Genomic DNA, 23,589 nt, shown 5'->3' with positions numbered 1-23,589 from the left:
CGCCGGTCAGACGCGCATCCGCTTGCGGGAAACGGGGCGATATGTTTCGCCGGATGGCTCCACATCGACCTTCCGGGCGGGTTGCCGCTCGCCTGAAGGCGCATCTGCGCAGGGTCTGCGCCTATCAACACCGAAAAATCCACCTTCCCGCAGATTTTCCAGATATGCAATTTCAACATGTTGCAATCATATTAGTCCGATCCGGACTCAAAACATCGTTAATTTCGCGACGGGAACGCAGTTACAGTCTTGCGCGGCAAAAACAAGGTCAGTAAACATTCCATACCATCGGCGGGCACAGGTCCGGCCCGGTGGAATCGACAGCCAGGAACAGCGCGACGTTCCAGCGATCCAGCATTTCCGAAAATCCGCCACTATCCCGCCAGGGGCGCCGTTCCCGCCGCGCCATGCACGAAGGAGACCAAGGATGGATCGCAACACCGGCGCGCTCTACGACCCGGCCGAGGACAGGAGCAGTTGCGGCGTCGGCCTGCTGACCCGAAAGGACGGGCGGCAGGTGCATGAGATCCTGACGCTGGGGCACGAGGCGCTCTGCGCGGTGCCGCATCGCGGCGGCATGTCGGCGGAGGGGGTGGGCGATGGCGCGGGCGTCTCCATCGACCTGTCGCTGGGCTTTTTCTCCGCGCTGACGGGGCGCGCGTTGCAGACGAGGGGCTTTGGCGTCGGCAATTTCTTCCTGCCCGACGATCCGGCGCAGGAAGCCCGCGCGGGGGAGATCGTGGAACAGGCGCTGGCGGCGCAGGGGCTGGCGGTGCTGCTGTGCCGCGATGTGCCGGTGGACAATTCGGTGCTGCGCCCGGCGGCGGTGCGCGCGCAGAAACCGATCCGGCAATGGGTCTTCGCCGCGCCCGAGGGGCTGCGCGGCGCCGCGCTGGATCTGCGGATCCACCGCGCGCTGATGGCGATCGAGGCGCTGGCCTATACCGATCCGGCGCTGACGGGGCTTTATCCGCTGTCGCTTTCGGCGCGGATGCAGGTGCTGAAGGGGCGGCTGAACTCGGATGAGATCGTGCCCTATTTCCGCGACCTGATGGACCCCGCGCATGGCGTCCACACCATGTATTTCCACACCCGGTTTTCCACCAATACCGATCCGCATCCGTCGATGGCACAGCCGTTCCGCTTCATGGCGCATAACGGCGAGCTGAACACGGACAAGAAGAACCGCCTGTCCGAGGCGGCCATCGCGCGGGCACGCAACAAGGCCATCACCCGCCCGCGCGGGCAGTCCGACAGTTGCCGGCTGGACCAGACGCTCCAGGCGCGGGTGGTGGAGGACGGGCTGGATCTGGTCACCGCCGTGGTGTCGATGATGCCGCCCGCATGGGAGAATGACGACCGGCTGTCGCCGCAGGTCCGGGCGATGCTGGAATATTTCAGCCTCTATGAGGAGAAGAACGACGGCCCCGCCGCGCTGATCTTTGGCGATGGCCAGATCATCGGCGCGCGGCTGGACCGGCTGGGCCTGCGCCCGCTGCGCACAGTGGAAACGGCGGAGTATCTGGCGGTGATGTCGGAGGCCGGGCAGATCGCCTTTCCGCCGGAAACGGTGCTGCATCGCGGGCGGATCGAGGCGGGCGGGATGCTGTATTACGACCACGCCGCGCGGCGTGCCTTCGGCACCGATGAGGCGCTGGAGATGCTGGCCGCGCGGCGGGATTATCCGGCGCTGCTGGCGGAGGCGCGGGTGCGGATTACCGATCTGCCGGAGATCCCGGCGGAGCGGCAGGGCTCGCCGCTGCGCTATTCGGGCGACCTGAACCGCCATGCCCGTTACGTCGCCTATAGCCACAATCAGGAGAGCTTTCGCTTCCTGATGGATCCGATGCTGGCGACGGGGGCGGAGAAGGTCTCCGCCATGGGCTACGGCAATGCGATCAACGCGCTGTCGGACGCCGAAGGCGGCGTGGCCAAATATTTCAGCCAGCGCTTCGCGCAGGTGACGAACCCGCCACTGGATTCGATCCGTGAGGCCGATGGCATGACCCTGCGCGTGGCGCTCGGCGCGAAGCCGAACATCGGTGCGCCCGCCGCCCGGCAGATCGTGGTGGAAAGCCCGATCCTGACCCATCTCGACATGCTGAAGATCCGGGAGCAGCAGGAAACCCCCGTCGCCCGGTTCGAGACGCTTTACGAGCCGGTCTTCGACGATCCAGCGGCGAACCGCGCGGCACTGACCGGGGCCATCGACCGGATCGCGGCGGAGATCGCGGCCTTCGCCGGCACGCGGGGCGGCATCGCCGTGCTGTCGGACCGCCATGTCAGCGCGGCGCGGGCGGCGATCCCGATGACGCTGATGGTTTCGGCCGCGAACCAGAAGCTGATCGAGGAGGGGCTGCGGCTGCGCGTCTCTCTGATCGTGGAATCGGGGCAGATCTCGTCCTCGCACCACATCGCCTGTGCCTTGGGCTTTGGCGCGGCGGCGGTCTATCCGCTGGGCGTGCAGTTCCGGGCGGAGGAAAAATACGGGGCCGACGCCGACAAGGCGTTCCGCAAATTCGCCAAGGCCGCCGAAAAGGCGCTGATGAAGACCATGGGCAAGGTCGGCCTCTGCACGGTTGAAAGCTACTCCGGCGGCGAGTTCTTCGAGCCGAACTTCCTCGACACCAATGACCCGGTGTTCCGCCGCTACTTCCCGAACGTGAAAACCCCGGTGGGCGGCGTGACCTTCGAGGTGGTGGCGCAGGCGGTGGCGGACTGGCACCGGCGCGCGCTGGAGGTGAAGGAGGAGGCGGACATCCCGCTGCTCGGCCTGTTCAAGGAACGCGCGGAGGGGGCGGGCCACAGCTACGGCACCACCGCCGTGCGCGGCTTCGTGGACATGACGGAGGAGGCGATCGGCTTCTCCGGGAAGGGCGAGGATGCGGACCCGCTGCGGCTTCTGACGCTGAACCGGCTGGAGGATGCCTTCGGCATTTCGGACGAGGGCTATGCCCATACCAGCTTTGACAGGCTGACGCCGGAGGCCATTGACCGGTTCCGCATCACGCCCGGCTACCGCGCCTTTTCGCGGATGATGGCGGAGGAACGCGCCCGCCGCCCCGCCGCGCTGCGTGACGTGCTGGCGCTGCCCGCCGACGTGACCCGCGCCACCAGCCCGGAGGATTTCCGGCGCGAGATGAAGCGGTTCAACCGGAAGGGCAACAACAGCTTCCTCGTGCGCGGGGTCGCTTGCGAGGATCTGGGCGAACGCTTCCGGCTGCGGCTGACCGGGCCGCTGGCCTCGGATTTCAAGCGGCTGGACGCGCTTTCGCAAAGCCTCGTCGAGCGGTTCGGGGCGGAGGTCACGGGCCACTGGCTGGAAGGCGGCGCGCTGATGATCGAGGCGGTGGGGCAGGCGCGGGACTGGCTTTCCCGCCTGCGCGCGGCACCCGAGGGCATCGCGCTGGATCAGGTCGCGCCCGCGCATGAGATCACGCCGATGCTGGCCTCGGGCGCGATGTCGCACGGCGCGCTGGTCGCCAATGCGCATGAGGCGGTGGCGCATGGCACCAACATGGTCGGCGGCATGTCGAACTGCGGCGAGGGCGGCGAGCATATCAGCCGCTACGGCACCATCCGGGGCAGCCGCATCAAGCAGTTCGCCTCCGGCCGCTTCGGCGTCTGGGCGGGCTATCTGGCCGATCCGCAGCTTGAGGAGATCGAGATCAAGATCGGTCAGGGCGCGAAGCCCGGCGAGGGTGGCCAGCTTCCCGCGCCCAAGGTCACGGTCGAGATCGCGGCGGCGCGGGGCGGCACGCCGGGGGTGGAACTGGTTTCCCCGCCGCCGCATCACGACACCTATTCGATCGAGGATCTGGCGCAACTGATCCATGACGCGAAGGCCGCGCGGGTGCGGGTGGTGGTGAAGCTGGTGTCCTCGGAAGGCATCGGCACGATTGCGGTGGGCGTCGCCAAGGCCGGGGCGGATGTGATCAACGTCGCGGGCAATACCGGCGGCACAGGGGCGGCCTCGGTCACCTCGCTGAAATATACCGGGCGGGCGGCGGAGATCGGCATCGCCGAGGTGCATCAGGCGCTGGCGATGAACGGCCTGCGGGAGAAGGTGATCCTGCGCTGCTCCGGCGCGCATCAGACCGGTTCGGACGTGGTGAAATCCGCGCTTCTGGGCGGCGACAGTTTTGAATTCGGCACCACGGCGCTGATGATGCTGAAATGCGTGATGGCGAAGAACTGCAACGTGAAATGCCCCGCCGGGCTGACCACCAACCCGGAGGTGTTCGACGGCGACCCGCGCGCGCTGGCGCAATATCTGCTGAACATCGCGCATGAGGTGCGGGAGATCCTCGCGGGGCTCGGCCTGCGCAGCCTGCGCGAGGCGCGGGGGCGGGCGGAGATGCTGCACCTGCTGGACCATCCGGCCAGCGTCGGCCAGCTTGACCTGCGCGCCATGCTGGCCGAAGTGCCGGAGGTCCATGTCACCGATCCGGTCTATATGCCGCGTGATTTCGCGCTGGACGATGCCTTTGTCGATCTGCTGCGCCCGGCGCTGGCCTCCGGCGCGATGCGGGTCGATCTGGGCGGGAACCTGCACCTGAACAACCGCAACAAGACGGTGGGCGGGCAACTGGCCGTGGATATCGAGCGGATGCTGAACCACGAGGGTTTCGCCCCGGCGGCGAGCCTTGTCGATGACCGGGGCCGGCGCTTCCTGCGGCCCGGCACGGTGCGGATCGTCACCCAGGGGTCGGCCGGGCAAAGCTACGGCGCCTTTTGCAACGACGGCATGGTGATGACCCACACCGGCACCTGCAACGATGGCGTTGGCAAGAGCCAATGCGGCGGCGAGATCGTGGTGCGCAGCCCCGGCGGCGGATCGGATACGGCGGGCGGCAACGTGCTGATCGGGAACTTCGCCCTGTTCGGCGCGACGGGCGGGCGGCTCTTCGTCGAAGGTCAGGCCGGGGACCGTTTCGCGGTGCGCAATTCGGGCGCGAGCGCGGTGGTCGAGGGTGTGGGCGATTTCTGCGTCGAATACATGACCAATGGCGCGGTGCTGAACCTCGGCGCCTTCGGCAAGGGCTTTGCCAACGGCATGTCGGGCGGCTTCGCCTATCAGTATGATCCCTATGGCGAACTTGCCGCCAAGGCGAGCCATGACTCGGTGATCGTGGGGCGGCTGGACGGGTCTGAGGCCGGGCGGATCCATGCGCAGGCGGTGCGGCAGTTGCTGGAATGGCATCAGAACGCGACGGGTTCGGCCAAGGCGGAATGGCTGCTGGCGCACTGGGCGCAGGAGGAGGCGCATTTCGCCTGGGTTCTGCCCCGCGCGCTGCTGCAATATCAGGATGCGGGGGAAATCCTGAAGGCCCGGCCGCGCAAGGATCTGGTCGAGGAACTGGCACAGGGTCTCGTCGCCCATCAGATCCGCAAGCTGAAGACGGCATGGCGCAGCGGGGCCCCCGTTCTGGGCGGCCGGGTGCCGGATTACGGCCAGACGGACACCGAGGAGATGTTCGCGCTGCTGAACCAGTGGACGGTGCTGGAGGCGGCGCAGGCCCTCGCGCGCCAGCGCACCGGCGCGAGCGACACGCCTCAGGCGCGCAAGGCCGCCCGCAACCTGATCCTGACCGAGGATTTCAGCCTGATGGCGCGGCTGCTGAAACAGGGGCGGGAGGCGGTGGCCGGGTATTCGGACCCGGAGCTTGCCGCGCTCGTCGCCGCGAAACGGCTGGGCGATTACAAACGCGCGCTGTCGCTGCGCAACATCCTGTCGATGGACAGCCCCGGCACCTATGGCTGGATCCTGGATCAGGACCGCCGGAACCGGGCGGTTCTGGGCGAAATCCCCTCCTTCGAGGCGCTGTTCGCCCGCGCCTCCCTTGCCGACAGCCTGACCGGAGCCTGAGCCATGCGCATCCCCTATATCCCCGAGGACGCCCCCTTCAGCGGCGATCAGCGCGCCTGGCTTGCGGGTTTTCTCGCCGGGCTGCATTCGCGGCAGGCGATGGCGGCGCCCACGGCCGCCGCGCCCACGGCGCCGGTGCTGCATGTGCTTTACGGCACCCAGACCGGCAATTCCGAGATGCTGGCCGAGGATGCCGCCAAGGCCGCCCGCGCCCTCGGGATGGAGGCGCGGGTGCAGCCGATGGACGCGGTGACGCCCGAGGCGCTGGCCGATATGCACCGGGCGATCTTCGTCTGCTCGACCTATGGCGAGGGCGAGATGCCCGATTCCGCACAGCTTTTCTGGCATGCGCTGTCGGCCAATACCGCGCCCCGGCTGGAGCGGCTGAGCTATGCCGTGCTGGCCCTGGGCGACAGCGGTTATGACGGGTTCTGTCAGGCGGGGAAGCTGCTCGATACCCGTCTGGGGCAGCTTGGCGCGCATCGGCTGGCCCCGCGCATCGACTGCGATGTGGATTATGAGGCCGCCGCCGCCGAATGGATCGGCGCGACCCTGCCGCTGGCCGGGGGGAGCGGGACGGTTCCGGCGCCTGTCGAACCCGCCAAGGCCGGATATGGCCGCAAGAACCCCTATCCCGCGCGGCTGCGGGCAAACCGGCTGCTCTCCGGGGCCGGTTCGGCCAAGGAAATCCGGCATTACGAATTCGACCTCGCCGAATCCGGGCTGAGCTATGAGGCGGGCGATGCGCTCGGGGTGATGCCGGTGAACGATCCGGCGCTGGTCGGCGCCATCCTCGCGCAGGTGGGGGCCGGGCCGGAGACGCTGGTCGCCGGGCGGGACCGGCCTCTGGGCGCGCTGCTCACCGATGCGTTCGAAATCGTCACCCCCTCGCGCGAGCTGATCGCGGAGATCGGCGCGCGGGCGGGTGACGACGACCTGTCCCATGTGCTGGCCGGGGGCGACCGCGAGGCGCTGGACGCCTGGCTCTGGGGGCGCGACCTGCTCGACCTGCTGGCGATGCTGCCGGTGGGGGGGATGGATGCGGGCACGCTGCTCGGGCTGCTGAAGCCGCTGCAACACCGGGCCTATTCGATTTCCTCCAGCCCGCGCCCCGACCCCGCTTCGGTGCATCTGACCGTGGGCTCGGTGCGGTGGGAGGCCGGAGGGCGCAGGCATGGCGGGGTCTGCTCGACCTTCCTCGCCGATCGGGCGGAGGGCGGCGCGGGCATCTTCGTTCAGCCGAACAAGGCGTTCCGCGTTCCCGCCGACGACAGCCTGCCGATGATCATGGTCGGCCCCGGCACCGGCATCGCCCCCTTCCGCGCCTTCCTTCAGGAGCGGCAGGCCCGCGGTGCCACCGGGCGGAACTGGCTGTTCTTCGGAGACCAACGCCGCGCCAGCGATTTCATCTATGAAGACGAACTGGCGCAGTTCAGCGAAGCCGGGGTTCTGAGCCGACTGGACCTTGCCTTTTCCCGCGATCAGGCCGAAAAGGTCTATGTCCAGACGCGGATGCGCGAAAACGGCAAGGCGCTGTTCGCTTGGCTGGAAGAGGGCGGGTATTTCTATGTCTGCGGCGATGCGACCCGGATGGCGCGCGACGTGGACGAGGCCCTGCACGAGATCATCGCCACCCAGGCGGGGCTGAGCCCCGAGGCCGCGACCGAATATGTCAACGGCCTGAAGCGCGACAAGCGGTATCTGCGCGACGTCTACTAGGACGCAAGGCCCCGAAAGACAGGGATGCGTCTTGAAGGGAACTTCCGACACCCGCCCGGCCTATTGCGCACGGCAGGCCGCCTCCACCCGCACAGCGACACGGGGTTTTCCGCGCCAGCTGGAGACGCTGGCCGGGCTGGGCCTGCCGCTGCTGCGGATCGAGGGGGAGGCCGAACTGCTGGCGCTGATCCTGCCGCTGTTCGAACGCGCCTCTGCCACCACCATCGGGACACATGCGCTGCTGCATCAGCGGGGCGGCTATGCCGTGCCGCGGCTTCTGGGCTGTCGGCGCGATCAGCCCGCGGGGCGGGTGCGGCTGGCGCTGGCCAGCGGGCGGGACGAGCAACTGGTGCTGAGCCCGTCGGATCGTGGTCGGCGCCTGCCCGCCGCACTGCATCTTTTCGATGCCGACGGCGAGGTGCTGCACCGGGCCGAGCTTTCCGATCCGGCGGATCTGCTGGCGCTGGACGCCATCGGCGCGCAGATGGGCCTGCCCTTCGCGCCGCTGCCCCTCCGGCCTGCCCCGCCGCACCGGGAACCGGTCGACCGGATCGGCGCGATCCTCGCCGCGCGGCGCGACTGGGACCGGCGGACGCCGGACACGCATCTGGACGAACTGGCACTGGATGGCGGCCATAGCCGGGCCGCGCTGTTGCCGCATCTGGGCGCCGACAGAGCGCAGCGGCTGGATCCCGCCTGCCTGCCGGGATTGCTGGACCTGCTGGCGCATCTGCGCCTGCCCTTCCTGCGCCATGTGCTGCGCAAGGGATGCGTACAGGCGCAGGGCGGCGCGGTGACGGATCTGCGGGTTTCCGGCCCGATGCGGCTGCTGCATGCGCGCAAGGGCCTGATGGCGCTGGACCTTGCCGGGGTGGAGCGCTGCTGGCGCACGCACTGGACCACGGCGGGGCTGGTGCTGGAACTGTATGACGCGCGCAATCAGAGCGTGGCGGTGGTGTCCGCGGATCCCGCCCGGCCCGCCGCCCGGGACGATTGGAACGCGCTGCTGGCCCGCATTCCACCCCTGCCGTAGCCCGGAAAGCCTCCCCTCCCCGGGGGCGGCCAGCGACAAGAAATATCGGGGAAGATCAACGCCTTTCCCACACTCCGGATGAAAAACACAGGTCCGGAGGATTCGTTGTTGCCAAAATCGAAACAGTGTGACTGTCTGAGCAGACAGGTGACGTCGCGGCACAAGGCGATCCCCACCCATCCAAGATGATTTTATCAATATATTTATAAGGTTAATCGGTTCATGACGGCATTGACCGACAATCCGGAACTTCTGAAGGCGCGGTATCGCGCGTTCTCCCGGCAAATGCCCATGCTGTATCTCGTTTTCATCCTCAGCACATGGGGGATCGCCGCGACGTATATGCCCACCGCGCCGCATTGGCTGACGATCGGCGTGCCGCTGGCGTTCACCGCCGCCTGTGCCACGCGCGTATTCTGCTGGTCGCAGACGCACCAGGCCGAACCGACGGAGCAGGCCGCCGCGCGCGCGTTGCGGCTGACCCATCGCTTCGCTTTCGCCGTTGCCATTGCCTGCGCGGGCTGGTCGTTCCTGCTCTACCCCTATGGGGCGGACGCTTATGCCGATGCGTATCTGGCCTTCTATGCGACGATCACGGTGATTTCCTGCCTCTTTTCGCTGATGCCCCTGCGGGCCGCCGCGATCGCCGCAGCCGGGATCATCAACGGGATCTTCCTGTTCATCTTCGCGGCCAATGGGCAACCGTCCTTTATCGCGACGGTGGTCAATGTCGTGATCATCTCTGCCGGAACGCTGGCGATCCTGACCATCAGCTATCGCGACCTCGCCTATCTGGTAACGGCGCAAATGGCGGCGCGGCGCAAGGAGATCGCGCAGAACCGCCTGCTGCGGATGATCGACGACATGCCGGTGGCGGTGATGACGGTGGAGCCGGACACGCTCGTCATCAACTATGCCAATGAAACCTCCCGCAAGCTGATCCGGTCGATCGAGCATCTGCTGCCGATTTCGGGCGATCAACTGGAGGGAACCTGCATCGACGTCTTCCACCGGCACCCCGAACATCAGCGCCGCCTGCTGGCCGATCCGGCGAACCTGCCGCACAGCGCCCGGATCCAGCTCGGTCCCGAGGTGCTGGACCTCAAGGTCACGGCGGTGACGGATGATGACGGCAGCTATATCGGCCCGATGCTGACCTGGGCCATCGTCACCAAGGAGGTCGAAGCGGAAAAGCGGATCCGCCAGCTTGCCCATTACGATACGCTGACGGGCCTCGCCAACCGCACGAACTTCCGCGACAAGCTGGACGCCGCCCTGCGCGGCAACGAAGCCGCCATCGGGCTGCTGTTCATCGACCTCGACGGCTTCAAGCTGGTCAACGACACCAACGGCCACCGCATCGGCGACGGGTTGCTGATGCAGGTCGCCGACCGGCTGCGCGAGGTTTGCAACGCCAAGGGCATGGTCATCGGTCGGCTGGGCGGCGACGAATTCGCCGTCCTCGTTCCGGATACCAGTTCCGCGGTGCTGGAACGGCTCGCCGCCCGGATCATCGCCGCACTTTCGACCGTTTTTGAACTGGAACAGGAAAGGCAGAGCCATCAGGTGAAGATCGGCGCCTCCGTCGGCATTGCCATCGCGCCCGACCATGCCGATACCGGCGATGCCCTGCTGTCGCGCGCCGATATCGCCCTTTATGCCGCGAAGAACACCGGCAAAGGCGTGCATCGGGTGTTTACCAGCGACATCGAGGACCGGACACGGGAGCGCGCGCGGCTCCAGACCAAGCTGCTTGCCGCCTTGCAGGCCCGGAAGGGCCTGTTCGTCTTCTATCAGCCGATCATCGACGCCCTTACAAAGCAGGTCACCGCGCGCGAGGCCCTTGTGCGCTGGCATCACCCGCAACATGGCTGGATCTCGCCCGGGGAGTTCATCCCGATCGCGGAGCAGAACGGGCTGATCGACCTGCTGGGGGAATTCGTGCTGGACACGGCCTGTCGGGATGCGATGGAATGGGGGGATGGCGCGCGGGTCGCGGTGAATGTCTCGGCGGCGCAGCTTGGCAAGGGCATGATCGTGCCCGCCGTGCAGGCCGCACTGGCCAGTTCCGGCCTTCCGCCCAACCGGTTGGAGATCGAGGTGACGGAAACCGCCATGTTCAACGATGAACACAGGGGCGTCGGCGATCTGCACCGGATCCGCGATCTGGGCGTGCGGGTGGCGCTCGACGATTTCGGCACCGGTTATTCTTCGCTGACCCACCTGCGGGCTTTCCCCTTCGACAAGATCAAGATCGACGGCTCCTTCGTCCAGGATGCGGTGGACCGCCCCGAAGCGGCGGCCGTCGTCCGGGCGCTTGCCGATCTAGGCAAACGTCTGGGCGTGACCACCGTGGCCGAAGGGGTGGAGACGGCGGTCCACCTCGCCCGCGTCCTCGAAGAAGGCTGCGTCGAGGTGCAGGGCTATTTCTACGGCCGCCCGGCCCCAAGCGAACGCGATGCGGCGGCGGTCGCCAGATTGAACGAAACAATGGCCCGGATCCAACATCGTCGATGACGCGACCCGGGGACGTTTGGCAGCAACCCCGACACGTCGATTTCAGGCCGAAGGGTGGCACGGGAACTGACCCGCCGATCGAACGGCGCGGTCGACCCGGTATGATCGTATCCGGCAACGGAACAGAGCTAATGCCATTTAGAAGTGGTGTGCCGAGCACGGGATCGAGTGGCACTGCATCGCGCCAGGCAAACCCATGCAGAATGGCGTCGTGGAAAGTTTCAACGGGCGAAGGCGGGACGAGTTGCTTAATGAGACCATGTTCCGCAATCTGGCTCACGCTCGCGTCATAATCGCGGCGTGGGTGACCGACTACAACACCGAACACCCGCATTCGGCCTTGGCACTATGCGTGCACCCTGACCACCGCAATCGCCCCGCTGTGCGAGATGATAGCTCCGCGCGACGGGCGATTGCTCAAACGGCGGGTGAAGGCCAAGCTGTGGGATGACCGTGCGGAAGCCGTCGGGCCGAACGATGTCTGGGCCATGGATTTTGTCCATGACCAACTGGCCTTGGGCAAAACGCTGCGGATCCTGACTATTGTCGACACCCATTCCCGCTATTGTCCGGCGACGGATGTGCGCTTCCAGTATCGCGGCGAGGACGTTGGAACGGATCTGCCACAAGGTCGGCTACCCGAAAACGATCCGGGTTGATAATGGCAGAGAATTCATCTCGCGCGACCTCGATCTCTGGGCCTACGCCAAGGGATCGCCTCGCTTTTCGCGGGCTTCGGCCAGCACGAGCGCGAAGCCCTTAGACGGGCCAGAGGCCGGGTTTCAAAGGGGCGGCAGGCTCCTTTCGGTCCTGCGGAAGGCGGGGGGGGGGGGGGGGCAAAAGGGGGGATGCTGTGGCACCTGGGCAGTTTCGGCTTCGACCTTTGCGGGCTTCAACACGGGCTTTTGGCTTGTCTGCCTCCCCGCTTGCGTTTAACGGAGAGCCTGAGAGCTGTCCTGCCACCCCGGGGCTGATGAAGGGTCGAGACCTTGCTGCAAGGACATGTCATGATGGTTTGGAGAACAGGTTGCCACCTGCCTTGCAAGAGCCATGCGGACAGGGCCGTGCGGTTGGGCAGCCCGTCTGACCGGCAGGATCCGGAAACCTTGACACTCTCGCAGTGTAATATTCCGGCCCCATGCAGATGCCTGCGCTAGGCCAGGGCGATCAAGCAAGCAAGGACATTCAGGGAATGGCTGCACAGACAAAAGACCATTATGATGTCGGCATCGTCGGTGTCGGCATCGGTGCCAATTACGGGTCGGTCCTGACCTATTACAGTCTTTACAAGACGATCGAATCCCTGGGAAAAACGGTGCTGATGGTCTCGAAGATCGGCGCCAGTGCCAATGATCCCGAAATCCAGAATACGCATGCCATCCGCTTCGCCCGCAAGCACTATAACCTCAGCAGGATCTACAGCCAGCAGACGGTCGGGGAACTGAACCAACTTGCCGATACATTCGTGATCGGCTCGGATCAGGTCTGGAACTATGGCATCTCGCAGCATTTCGGAAAGGCGTTCTATCTGGACTTTGCCGATGACGGCAAACGCAAGATCTCCTATGCGGCCTCCTTCGGCCATGGCAAGGATCTGTCGCCGGTCGATGAGGTTCCGAAGATCTCGGCGCTGATGAAGCGGTTCAACGCGATCTCGGTGCGTGAGGATTCCGGCGTCAGGATCGCGCGGGATGTCTATCACGTTCCCGCGACCCAGGTGGCCGAGCCGATCTTCCTGACCGATGTGCAGCATTACCGGGAACTGGCCGCGCAATCGTCCCGCGACGTGTCCGGCCCCTATCTGCTGGCCTATATCCTGGACCCCACCCCCGAGAAAAAGGCCGCGATCGAACATGTCGCTGCGAAACTGGGGCTGCGGATCCGCATCATCCTGGATGCCTGGCCGCATCTGATCAAGGAAAACAAGGCCAAGATGAATATCGAGGGGGCCGTCGAGGACGATATCGACGCCTATGGTTTCCTGAAGCTTTACGAAAACTGCTCCTATGTGGTGACCGATTCCTTCCACGGTACGGCCTTCGCGCTGAAATTCGAAAAGCCCTTCGCTTCGATCGGGAACCGGCGCCGGGGCGTGGTGCGCTTCGATTCGATGTTCCGGCTGATCGGGCATCGCGACCGTTTCACGATGCAGCCCGAAGAAATCGTGACCCGGGATGCGGATTTCCTGGCGCCGCTGGATTATGCCGATATCCGCGCCGCGCTGGACAAGCATGTCCGCGAGTCGAAGGCGTGGCTGCAAGCCGCGCTGAAAAAGCCCGTCCGCGACACCATCGCCAACAGCGAGGCCAAGGCCCTCAAGCCGCACTGGACCGCACGGCCCGAGCTGCGCCGGATCACGAAGGCTGCCGAAAAGGCCGCGAGGCTGGTGAAGTTCAGGATCGGCAGGCAGCACTTCCGGATCAATGCCCCCGCCTTCACCGCCAATAATCAGGCTTGGAAGATCGAAACGGGGCAGGGGGTGACCCGGCTGCGCGTCGCTGGCCCTGAATTCGCCGGACAGCGCGGCAATCTGGTCTGGACCGACCTGCCCTCGGCCCTGCGCGAAGGCACCGCCTATGAGTTGGTGCTGGAATGGACGCCGCGCAGCATCTCCCGGCTGATCAATGTGCATCTGCGCAACCCCGAAACCGGCCGGTTCAAGGTCGTGGGCAGCATTGAGACCGGCGGGAAGCGCGACAAGCCCCGCACCGACCGGATCAGCTTTACAGTGACCGAGGCCGGCTTCTCGCAGGTGATGTTCGGCGCGCTGCATTTCGGCGGCCCTGACGGCGGGGCCGATATCTCGTGGATCACGCTGCGTTCGATCCTACCCGAGGCGGTGGTGCCGAATGCGGCCCCGGTCCCGGCATCCCGACTGAAGAAGGACGCCGCCACCGCCGTCGAGAGAGCTGAGCCGGGGCGACGACACCCGCTTCATCGATGCCTATGCCCAGCACCGCGTTTCGCGCAGCATCAAGAATGCCCGGTCGCTGCTGATGTATTACGCCCACGGCTTCGAAAAGGGGTTGAGCCGCACGAGTGCCTTCCGCCCCGGCTTCGGCCAGGCTTCGATGCCCCTGCTGGCCGCCGAGATGAACAAGTGGATCGCCAAGGGGCGCGACCCAGAGGATTCTTTCTTCCGCATCGCCGCCGCGGTCATGCATGTCTATTTCGAGCGTCATCGGGCCTTGGGTGTGGATGTCTCGCATTTCTGGACGCTGTTCGATGCCCCGGTCCAGGCCCGGATCACCCGGGCCGACGGCGCCTTGGGCGGGGCGCTGCCGGCCAATCTAGAGCGCGAGGCCGAGGTCGATGGCCTGCCCCCGCGCGCCTTCGGGGAGGTGGTGTTTTCCCGGCGCAGCGTGCGGGAATTCACCGCCGATCCGGTCGCGGACGAGGATATCCGCCGCGCCGTGACCATCGCCATGCAGGCGCCCTCGGTCTGCAACCGACAGCCGGTGCGCATCCACCAGTTCGAGGATACCGACATGATCCGGGCGGTGCTGGATCTGCAAGGGGGCTTTCGCGGCTACAAGCTTCCGCCGAAACTGCTGCTGGTGACCAGCGACCTCTCGGCCTTCGTGGCCGCGGTCGAGCGCAACCAGGCCTATATCGACGGCGGCCTGTTCATGATGCTGCTGCTTCTGGGTCTTGAGGAGGTCGGGCTTGGATCCTGCAGCCTGAACACCGCGATGAGCCATGAGCGTGAAGAGGCGGCCCGCCGGATCCTGAGCATCCCCGAGTCCGAGGTCTTCATCTCCTTCGTTGCCGTGGGCCATTACGATCCGGCCGTCATGGTGCCGCGATCCAAGCGGATCGGAGTGGATGAGGTTCTTGTCCGGCACGGCAAGGCGCGCGCCTGACCCCAGGCGTCGCCATCTGAAAAAGGATAAGAGCGAATGAACGGCGGCAAGGCCAGCGGCACCCCCTAGCAGGCCGCCGAAATAGTCTGGTGAGCGGAACGGTTTCCGCTGCGCTTGGCGGGCGGCTTGATTTTCCGGCCTTTCCTGGCCTCTCGGCATGGGTGGCGCGGTGTTTCCTGGCCTCAAATCGCCAGCAGCCTCGGCAGCCGGGCAAGGTTTGCCGCCGCCAGCGTGAGGAGGAAGCGGGACCGCACGCGCTCCACGCCGCGATAGAGGGTCTGCGCCGCGCCGCCGACGGTCTTGGACTAGCCGAAGAGCTCCTCGACTCGCTTCCGGTGCTTCTGAGACAGGGCATAACCCTTGTGCCGCGTTGTCCGTCCGTCGATCGCCGAGAACCGCGGCTTCTGCGCGACATGCGGGGTGATGCAGGCTCGCCTGCAATCAGCCACGAACCCGGCAGCGTCGTAGGCCTTGTCGGCGCCCAGGGTCAGCCGCCTGGTCGATCCCGGCGAATGCCGGTGCATCATGTCGAGCGCCGCTTTGCGCTCGGCACGACCGTCCGCGCGGGTCAAGTCGCCCTGGACGGCCAGCCCGCTGCGGTTCTCCATGACCGCGTGCCCGATGAAGCATGGCATCGCGCCGGTACCCGGGGATTTCCGGTAAAGCCGCGCATCGGCATCTGTCGTGGAGGCATGCGTCGCGTTCGTGCGCTTCTGGCCCCTGAAATCCACTTCGGCATTCCGGCTGCGGCTGGCGGGGCGGGACATCGGGCGGGTTTCCGGATCGGGCTGCGGAGATGGGGCTTGCGGGGCGGCATCCTGTACCGGAGGATCGCCGGGATCGCCGGGATCGCCGTCCACTTTTGGCCGGATGCTCTTCATGGAAGCCCAGGCCTTCACCAATATGCCGTCGACCGAGAAGTGGTCGTCCGACAGGAGTTCAGCGACCTCGCGATGCGCGAGAATGGCGGCCATCACCTTGCGCGACATGTCCGTGGTGAGAAGGCGGTCGCGGTTCTTGCTGAACACGGTCGGGACCCGGACCTGGTCGTCGACGCCAAGCCCCACAAACCAGCGGAACAGCAGGTTGTAGTCCAGCTGCTCCATCAGGTGCCGCTCAGAGCGGACCGAGAACAGGATTTGCAGCAGGCTCGCACGGATCAGCCGTTCCGGCGCGATGGAGGGGCGACCGAAATCGGCATAGAGCCGATCGAACTCGCCGTCGAGGCTCGCCAAGGCGTCATGGACGACCCGCCGGATCGTGCGCAGCGGATGCCGGGCGGGGATCCGCTCTTCGAGATCAACATAACTGAACAGCGATCCGCTCGTCTCGTCTGTACCGCGCATGCCTGGCTCCGCCGTTGATCCCCAGCGGGTGAACCATGTTCTGCAATCGGCGTCGAGGCCCGACTATTTCAGCAGCCTGCTAGGGCGGAAGAAGCGATCCCCTCATCCTGCAACGCAGCGGTCAGGCGCTAAAGGCCGATTGCGGCAACGGTTTTATCGGTGACGATGGCAACGCGCGGCCGGGCGAGGAGCGGTGCGATTTCGTGCCCCGCTCGATCAATCAGCCCGCCGCCAATACGAACATCATAGCTGCGGGATGCAAGGTGAACACGAATAGTTCCAGAGATCGGGGAGGCGCTCATCGGGCCGGGCGGCATGTCGTATTTCATGGAGGGAGTGGCGGACCGGCTTCATGACGCCGGTCCACAAGCGTTCTCAGATCTTGCCGACCAGATCGAGCGAGGGTGCGAGAGTCTGTTCGCCCTCTTGCCACTTCGCCGGGCAAACCTCGCTGGGATGCGCACGGACATATTGCGCGGCCTTGATCTTGCGGATCAGGTCCGCAGCATCACGGCCGATGCCCTCGGCGGTGATTTCCAGCGCCTGGATCACGCCGTCGGGGTCGATGATGAAGGTGGCGCGGTCGGCCAGACCCTGTTCCTCGCGCATGGCGTCGAAGTTGCGGGTGATGATGCCCACGGGGTCGCCGATCATCGTGTAGCGGATCTTGCCGATGGTCTCGGAGGCATCGTGCCATGCCTTGTGGGTGAAATGCGTGTCGGTCGAGACCGAGAAGACCTCGACACCGAGCTTTTGCAACTCGTCATAGTGGTCGGCCACGTCGCCCAGTTCGGTCGGGCAGACGAAGGTGAAATCTGCCGGGTAAAAGAAGAACACCGCCCATTTGCCGAGAACGTCCGTCTCGGTGATCTCGATGAACTTGCCGTCCTTGAAGGCCGACGCCTTGAACGCGCGGATTTTCGTGTTGATGAGTGCCATATCGTCTCTCTTGTTCTGATGGTGACCGGCTGCCGCGAGGGCAGACCTCGCAGGGATCGGTCAGGCTGAAGCTGTTTCCCCCCGAGGCACGGGGCGCCTCAGGGAGGTTCGCGTTCCCAGACGCGGGTCACGCCGATCTTCTCGGCCGGGCGGATCAGCCCGTCCCGCGCCATGCGGCGCAGGAGGTGGAGTGTGCCGCTGCGGCTCATGCCCAGCCGGTCCTGCAACTCGCTCTGGGTCCGGGGGCGGCGCAGTTGATCGAGAACGAACTGGCGTCGGGCGGTGGCCCCGGCATTTCGTCGGCCAAGGTTTTCCGGGGTCTGATTGTGCATTCTTGTTCCCGCCCGACACCTGCTCGCCGGTCCCGCTGGGGATGGGACCGATCCTGTGGCGCCTCTATGCGCTCAACTGATCCATCTTCTTCCCGGCATCGGGACCGGAGCGCAGCGACCAGATCTCGTCGATATGGACGAGGACCGCAAACTTCGGCGTCTTCATGCCGTTTTTGCCCGCAAACTCGACCGCATTGTCGAAGGGGGCGCCCTCGGTGAACAGCTCCGGCGTGCCGAGGAAACGGTATCCGTCGAGCTTTTCGCGGTCGATCACGGCGACGGCGATCTTCGAGCCGTTCTGCATGTTGGTCAGCGTCTGTCCGCCGGTATTTTCGTTGAAGATCAGCGTGCTGTCGTCATAGACGCGCAGGCTGCGCTTGGGGCCGAGATTGGGGATCGCGCCTTCGGTCACCGTCGCCTGGATCGGTGTCTGCGTGGCGAGCATGTCTTTCATTGCGGGAGTCAGGGTCTTCATGGTCCGTCTTTCTTGTCGGGAGAGGGTGCCGCCGCGTGTTCCGCCGGGCAGCATGGCGGTTTGGTTCAGTTCGTGAGACCGCAATGCCCGCAGCTCCGCAGATCGCCCGCGCGCTCCATATGAGCGACGGCATGGCTGACAGCAGCAGCCGCTTCGCGCAGGCAGACGACATAGTGACCGATCGGTGGATCGGGGGCGTCCTGCCCCGCAAGATGCTCGGCCAGTTCGGAGAGGGTGTATTTCAGGTGCTGAATACAGGCGATCCGCAGGTCCAGCGGCGTCGCGGGCTGGCGTGCGGCCCCGATCAGCCTGTCGAAGGCGAGGATCAGCAGACGGCGACATTCAGCCTCGTTGCCGTCCTGAGCGGAAAGCTGCGCCAGATTGTGGCAGGCGATGTTCATGATCGCGGGCAGCGGAACGGCCGTATTGTCGGGGTTCATCGTAGCGAACAGCCGCTCGGCTTCCTCAAGGCCCCGCGTGTAGAGTTTCCGGGCCGGTTCCACCGCGCCATCCCTGAACGCCTGATTGGCCGCTGAGGTCAGTTCGAGCCAACGATGGTCTCGCAGGATCGGGGTGGCGGATGCGATGGAGAGGTTTTCGGGCATGGTGCGGGCGTTCATGGGGCGTCTCCGGTGAAGTTCGATTGGACATGACGGGACTGTTGCGTGACCTGCACGCATCCCCGTCAGGCGGAAGAGGGCTGTCTCGTCTCAGGGTCCCTTGGGGAAACGGGCCGAGTCGGTTGGTCGTGGATCGGGTTTCTCAACTGGCACGCAGGCTCTCCTTAGACTCTGGGCGGCATTCCGTCTTGGGCCGCCGTTCAGGAGGGTGGCGATGATGGCAAGCGCATGGGCGATCCCGAGAACGGCGCTGATCGCCTCATTTGGAACGCCGACCCCCTGCGCGGCGTCTATCCGGGGCTGAAGATCGACCTGACCGGCCCAGGCCGCAGCGGCCGCAAGCGCGTAGAGTGCGACTGTCGTGCCATCATGATCCTGGGCCGGGATGGTCGCGGGTTCGACGATTCCTGCCGAATTTCCGGAAAGGGTATCAGATTGCCGGTCTCTGCCCGCAGCGGGGTTCAGAGCGGGCCGCCCCGCCAGCAGGGTCGCCACGGTCACGCGCCGCGCCAGGTCCCGGGTCTGGTGGGTGATCCGTCCTTCCGCGTCCCGCAGCACGGCCTGGATCAGTTCTGGGTTTCCGGTGGCAATGACTGCTGCGATGGCAGAGCCCCATTTCCGGTCCTCGCTCAGCAATCCCGAGTCCTGGCCGAGATCAAGGCAGAGCCGGGATCCTGCTGTTTCCGCCCATGTGGGCAAGGTTGCGCAGAGGGCGGCGAGAGGGCGCAGCGGCGGCTGGCCGGGAGACCCGGCGGTCAGCGACTGACGCGCGATCTGACGCAGATGCTGCCGACGGTTCATGCGATTTCTCCTGTGCTTTGCGGTCCCACGGGTTCGAGGCGGATCATCACGTCGATATTGGCGATCCGGTAGCCCTGGGGCGGCTCGGGCAGCCGCGCGAAGGCGATCTCTTCCGGTTCGATGTCGATCACCCGGTTGTCGGCCTCGACATGGAAATGGTGATGGTCGCCGGTGCCGATGTCGAACTGTGCCGGACCGCCGGCCGTGGCGAGACGGCGGATCAGACCATGCGCGGCGAACTCGTTCAGCGTATTGTAGATCGTCGCCATCGACAGGCGCTGGCCGGTCTCCGCTGCCACGGCAAAGATCTCGTCGGCCGTAAAATGGTAGTAGCTTCGGCCGAACAGGATGTCCGCGATGGCGCGGCGCGGGCGGGTGCTGCGCAACCCTGCGCCGTCCAGCAGCTTTGCGCCTGCCGTGGCCGGGCGACATGGATCGGTCTGGAGAATGGCTTCCTGTTGCATGGGAGCTGACTTGTTGCTGGCGTTTCGGGGTCAGGATCTTTGATCGGGAGCGTCATCCCGCCGGATGCGGCAGAGAATATCGACGCCGGAAAGGACATAGCCGGGCGGCGGGGGCGGCAAATCGCCCAAGCGGATCAGGTCTGGCGGGATGTCGAGCAGGCGGTCTTCGTCCTCGACGTAGAAATGATGATGATCCTCGCCGCGCAGCTCATACCAGGCGGTATTGCCGTAGATCGGAACCCTACGCATGAGACCCGAGGCGCAGAAATGCTTGAGGCTGCCATAGACCTGGCTCAGGGAACCCGGGGCACCCCGCCGACACACCTCGTCATACAGCCCCTCTGCCGAGACATGCGCCGGAGGCTGGCCGAACAGGATGTCGATCATCGCCAGCCGCTGCCGCGTCGCACGCAGCCCGGCTTCCGTCAGAATGCGGCGTGCTTCGTCGGGGGCAAGCCCGTTGTCCCGGCTCATCGTCATCGGTGGCACCCTGTATTGCGAGCGATTCGCAAGAAGGATGCATCGGGCGGGTTGGAAAGGTCAAGTCAATATTGCGACTGATTTGCAGTTGTAACTTATTTGAGGTTCGCTATTCATATTGCGACTAACTCGCAACTATTTCGACGGCAAACCGGCAGCGGTGATCCGGTCCATGGAAACAGGGAAAGGATTTCCCATGTCTTCGACGCTGGCGCGTCTTCTCGGCGCTGTAACGGCAACCGCCCTGATGGCGGGCACGGCTTTTGCAGATGACAAGATGAAGGTGGTCACGACCTTCACCGTTCTGGCCGACATTACGCAGAATGTGGCGGGGGATGCGGCCGAGGTGGTTTCGATCACCAAGCCCGGGGCCGAGATCCACGGCTACGAACCCACGTCTCAGGATATTGTCCGCGCTCAGGATGCCGATCTGATCCTGTGGAACGGCATGAACTTAGAATTCTGGTTCGAGCAGTTCCTGACCAATCTGGGCGATGTGCCTTCGGTGACGCTAACTGACGGCATCGACCCGATCTCGATCTCGGGCGGGGAATATGACGGCAAACCGAACCCGCACGCCTGGATGGGTCTCGACAACGCGCTGATCTATATCGACAACATCACCACGGCCTTTTCGGAGCATGACCCGGAGAATGCGGCGATCTATGTGAAGAACGCCATGGCCTACAAGAAGGAGATCCGTGCCATGCTCGAGCCGCTGAAGGCCGAGATCGGCGCGATCCCCGAGGACAGGCGCTGGCTGGTGACCTGCGAAGGCGCCTTCCCCTATCTCGCCCGCGATCTCGGCATGAAGGAGTTGTACCTCTGGCCGATGAACGCCGACCAGATGGGGACGCCCCAGCAGGTGCGCGCTGTGATCGACGGGGTGAAGGCGAACGATATTCCGGTCGTCTTCTGCGAAAGCACGGTGAACACCGCGCCGACCGAGCAGGTCGCGCGTGAGACCGGGGCGCATTACGGCGGCGTTCTTTATGTCGACAGCCTGTCCGAGCCGGACGGCCCGACGCCGACCTATCTCGACCTGCTCAAGGTCACGACGCAGACCGTGGCAAAAGGCGTGACCGAAGCGGTCAACTGACATTTCCGGCTGAAATACTGACCTGCCGCGCGAGTTTTTGCGCGGCAGGTTTGGTGTTTTGGCACTTCGTTCGAACCTCCCTAGGGCGACCGACCCATCCGGCAGAAAGACAGGACATGATGCACGACAGCTCGATCCGATCCGGGGCCGAAGGCGATCCCGGTGGCGGCATCACCGCCCGCGAGGTCACGGTCACTTATCGCAACGGCCATACGGCGCTGCGTGATGCAAGTTTTGAGATCCCGAAAGGCACAGTGACGGCCCTTGTGGGCGTGAACGGGTCAGGGAAGTCGACGCTCTTCAAGGCGATCATGGATCTGGGCTTCATCGTGAAGCCAAATCTGGAGAAGGTCCATGCGCTGCGGCCGGATCTGATCCTGATCACCTCGCTTCAGGCAGAGCACTACACCGAAATGTCGCGCATCGCGCCGGTGATCCATTTCGACGTGGACTACCGCGACAGCAGCGCGGATCACATTGCCATCGTGCGCGCGCATTTTCTGACGCTGGCGAAGATCTTCGGCAAGGAGGACGTGGCGCAGGAGGTGCTTGCAGGCTTCGACGCGAAGCTCGCGGAGGTGCTGGCTGCGACCCGGGACCGGCCGGAGCGCGCGCTGATCATCCTGTACAACAATGGTGCTTTCAGCGCCTTGGGCACCCGCTCGCGCTATGGTTTCGTCTTCGACGCTTTCGGGATGAAACCGGCGAACGAGGCGGGCGATACCGGGTTGCATGGCCAGCCTGTGACCAGCGAGTTCATTCAGGCCACCAATCCCGACATCATCTTCGTGATCGACCGGACGGTGGTGATGGAGCGCAGGCCCGTTCTCGATGCCGCGACCATCGAGAACCCGCTCCTGCGCGAAACCAATGCCTGGAAGGACGGAAAGCTGATCTTCGTCGATCCGGAAGCCTGGTATGTGACGGCAGCCAGCATCACGCCGCTGGAGATCCTCATGGATGAGGTGATCGCAGCCTATCGGGACTGATGGCCTTGCTTCGTCCCGGCAGGGCCTGGGACTCTGCCGGGACGTTTCCCTTGCAGCGAGGAGGGGGAAACCCCGAAGCGCCGCCGGAAGAGGGCCGAGAAGTGACTCAGGCTCGAATAGCCGACTGCGAGGGAGATTTGCGTCACCGAACCCTCTTCGGAGGTCAGCATTTGGCGGGCCTTCTGAAGGCGGGTTTCTTGCAGCCAGGCATAGACAGGCAAGCCGGTCTCTTTCGGGAACTGCTGCTTGAGGCGTTTCAGCCCTATCCCCGCTGCCAGCGCCAGTTCACCGAGCTGCCAGGGCCGGGCGAGGTCGCCTTCCATCATGCCGATGACCGTTCGGACCGCCCGCAGGTCGCGAAGCAACAGATGCGTCTCGCTCCCTTCGCCGGGGGCCGTCAACAAGCTGATTGCTGCGTTGATGATATCGAGCGCGCGTGCCTCGCTTGTCAGGTCCGAGCCACCGGAACTGATCGAGGTTGACAGGCTGCGCGCCATGGACCGGACTTCGGGCGAAAGAGGCAGCATCCCGGTCCAGACGGCTTTGGTCGAGGCGACATGATGGGGGTTCGTACCGCTTCCAAGCGATTCAGTAGTCGGGCCGCCGAGGTTGAGCCAGAGGTCGGGTGTCATGCGAATATCGATGCCCCGGAACCTGGTGCCGGGCCGGATCGCGTCGAAGCCTCGGGCGCCTTCCGGTGCGATCATGCAGTAGAAGGCCGGGCGAAAAGGGATCTCGCCGCTTTTTCCGGTCTCGTCCTCCAGCCAGCTATGACCGGCGCCCTCGAACAGGATGTTCAGTGCTACGCAGGGTGCCGAGCGCATGGGTACCTGCGCGACCTCTTCGGGAGTGAAGTCGAAAGCCGAAATGGTCATTCCACGGCGCGCTCCGCGAATGCTGTAGTCGCCCTGAAGCCCTGCGGCGGTGCTGTTGGGCACCAGAGGATCCGGTCCCAGGACGACGGGTTCGTGCGGTTCGGCATGGGCGAGGCAACGCATCTCGATGTTGAGAGACATCCCGTCACTCCGAAAATAAGGAACCGA

The 23,589-nt window shown here is 65.2% G+C and carries 15 protein-coding genes and 6 pseudogenes; 11 read left to right on the top strand and 10 right to left on the bottom strand.

Annotation, left to right across the window (positions count from 1 at the left end; genetic code table 11):
* The first annotated feature begins 427 nt into the window (after positions 1-427).
* From QM789_RS08320 to QM789_RS08280, 9 genes and pseudogenes are all read left to right on the top strand, one after another.
* Positions 428-5,869, top strand: a complete 5,442-nt coding sequence (locus QM789_RS08320) for a glutamate synthase-related protein (protein ID WP_420351446.1) — start codon at positions 428-430, stop codon at positions 5,867-5,869.
* Between the two features lie 3 nt (positions 5,870-5,872).
* Entirely contained in the window at positions 5,873-7,588 is a 1,716-nt protein-coding gene (locus tag QM789_RS08315) for a sulfite reductase subunit alpha (RefSeq protein ID WP_420351445.1), read from the top strand.
* A gap of 31 nt (positions 7,589-7,619) precedes the next feature.
* A complete protein-coding gene (locus QM789_RS08310) occupies positions 7,620-8,621 on the top strand; it encodes a hypothetical protein (RefSeq protein ID WP_420351444.1) in 1,002 nt (333 codons plus the stop codon).
* Between the two features lie 222 nt (positions 8,622-8,843).
* A complete protein-coding gene (locus QM789_RS08305) occupies positions 8,844-11,138 on the top strand; it encodes a putative bifunctional diguanylate cyclase/phosphodiesterase (protein ID WP_420351443.1) in 2,295 nt (764 codons plus the stop codon).
* Positions 11,125-11,589: pseudogene (locus tag QM789_RS08300) on the top strand (integrase core domain-containing protein); the annotation flags it as partial. The gene QM789_RS08305 and the pseudogene QM789_RS08300, both read left to right, overlap by 14 nt.
* Positions 11,558-11,885, top strand: a pseudogene (locus tag QM789_RS08295) (integrase catalytic domain-containing protein); the annotation flags it as partial. The pseudogenes QM789_RS08300 and QM789_RS08295, both read left to right, overlap by 32 nt.
* Positions 11,886-12,276: 391 nt before the next feature.
* Positions 12,277-13,206 (top strand): annotated as a pseudogene (locus QM789_RS08290) (polysaccharide pyruvyl transferase family protein); the annotation flags it as partial.
* Positions 13,207-14,134: 928 nt separating this feature from the next.
* Positions 14,135-14,566: pseudogene (locus QM789_RS08285) on the top strand (hypothetical protein); the annotation flags it as partial.
* A gap of 204 nt (positions 14,567-14,770) precedes the next feature.
* Positions 14,771-15,001 carry a hypothetical protein gene (locus QM789_RS08280; RefSeq protein ID WP_420351512.1) on the top strand — a complete coding sequence of 77 codons (231 nt, stop codon included), beginning with the start codon at positions 14,771-14,773 and terminating at the stop codon, positions 14,999-15,001.
* 182 nt (positions 15,002-15,183) lie between these two features.
* Here QM789_RS08280 and QM789_RS08275 read toward each other — a convergent pair.
* The 9 genes and pseudogenes from QM789_RS08275 to QM789_RS08235 form a co-directional block, all read right to left on the bottom strand.
* Positions 15,184-16,347, bottom strand: a pseudogene (locus QM789_RS08275) (IS5 family transposase).
* 131 nt (positions 16,348-16,478) lie between these two features.
* A pseudogene (locus QM789_RS08270) lies at positions 16,479-16,649 on the bottom strand (3-dehydroquinate synthase); the annotation flags it as partial.
* A gap of 73 nt (positions 16,650-16,722) precedes the next feature.
* A complete protein-coding gene (ahpC, locus tag QM789_RS08265) occupies positions 16,723-17,286 on the bottom strand; it encodes an alkyl hydroperoxide reductase subunit C (protein WP_420351442.1) in 564 nt (187 codons plus the stop codon).
* A 98-nt stretch (positions 17,287-17,384) separates the two neighbouring features.
* The gene (locus QM789_RS08260; protein WP_420351441.1) at positions 17,385-17,618 is read right to left on the bottom strand and encodes a winged helix-turn-helix transcriptional regulator; all 234 of its coding nucleotides are present in this window, start codon (positions 17,616-17,618) and stop codon (positions 17,385-17,387) included.
* 64 nt (positions 17,619-17,682) lie between these two features.
* Positions 17,683-18,147 (bottom strand): pyridoxamine 5'-phosphate oxidase family protein, encoded by a 465-nt coding sequence (locus tag QM789_RS08255; protein ID WP_420351440.1) that lies wholly within the window; start codon positions 18,145-18,147, stop codon positions 17,683-17,685.
* Between the two features lie 11 nt (positions 18,148-18,158).
* Entirely contained in the window at positions 18,159-18,713 is a 555-nt protein-coding gene (locus QM789_RS08250) for a hypothetical protein (protein WP_420351439.1), read from the bottom strand.
* Between the two features lie 90 nt (positions 18,714-18,803).
* Entirely contained in the window at positions 18,804-19,514 is a 711-nt protein-coding gene (locus tag QM789_RS08245) for a hypothetical protein (RefSeq protein ID WP_420351438.1), read from the bottom strand.
* Positions 19,511-19,978, bottom strand: coding sequence for a Fur family transcriptional regulator (locus QM789_RS08240; protein WP_420351437.1), 468 nt, complete (start codon positions 19,976-19,978; stop codon positions 19,511-19,513). The genes QM789_RS08245 and QM789_RS08240 overlap by 4 nt, the downstream gene beginning before the upstream one ends.
* A 30-nt stretch (positions 19,979-20,008) precedes the next feature.
* On the bottom strand, positions 20,009-20,458 hold the full coding sequence (locus QM789_RS08235) for a Fur family transcriptional regulator (RefSeq protein ID WP_420351436.1): 450 nt from the start codon (positions 20,456-20,458) through the stop codon (positions 20,009-20,011).
* Between the two features lie 196 nt (positions 20,459-20,654).
* On the opposite strand from QM789_RS08235, the gene QM789_RS08230 reads away from it, so the two are divergent.
* Both QM789_RS08230 and QM789_RS08225 read left to right on the top strand, forming a co-directional pair.
* A complete protein-coding gene (locus tag QM789_RS08230; RefSeq protein WP_420351435.1) occupies positions 20,655-21,557 on the top strand; it encodes a metal ABC transporter substrate-binding protein in 903 nt (300 codons plus the stop codon).
* A gap of 119 nt (positions 21,558-21,676) precedes the next feature.
* Positions 21,677-22,546, top strand: a complete 870-nt coding sequence (locus QM789_RS08225) for an ABC transporter substrate-binding protein (RefSeq protein WP_420351502.1) — start codon at positions 21,677-21,679, stop codon at positions 22,544-22,546.
* Here the strand turns inward: QM789_RS08225 and QM789_RS08220 are convergent.
* Positions 22,534-23,562, bottom strand: a complete 1,029-nt coding sequence (locus tag QM789_RS08220) for a helix-turn-helix transcriptional regulator (RefSeq protein ID WP_420351434.1) — start codon at positions 23,560-23,562, stop codon at positions 22,534-22,536. The genes QM789_RS08225 and QM789_RS08220 overlap by 13 nt on opposite strands.
* Between the last annotated feature and the right edge of the window lie 27 nt (positions 23,563-23,589).

The organism is Paenirhodobacter sp. (assembly GCF_047600745.1).
In the GTDB taxonomy this organism is placed as follows: domain Bacteria; phylum Pseudomonadota; class Alphaproteobacteria; order Rhodobacterales; family Rhodobacteraceae; genus Rhodobacter.
Note: the sequence above shows the minus strand (reverse complement) of the source record. Positions and strands in the feature narration are given on the sequence as shown.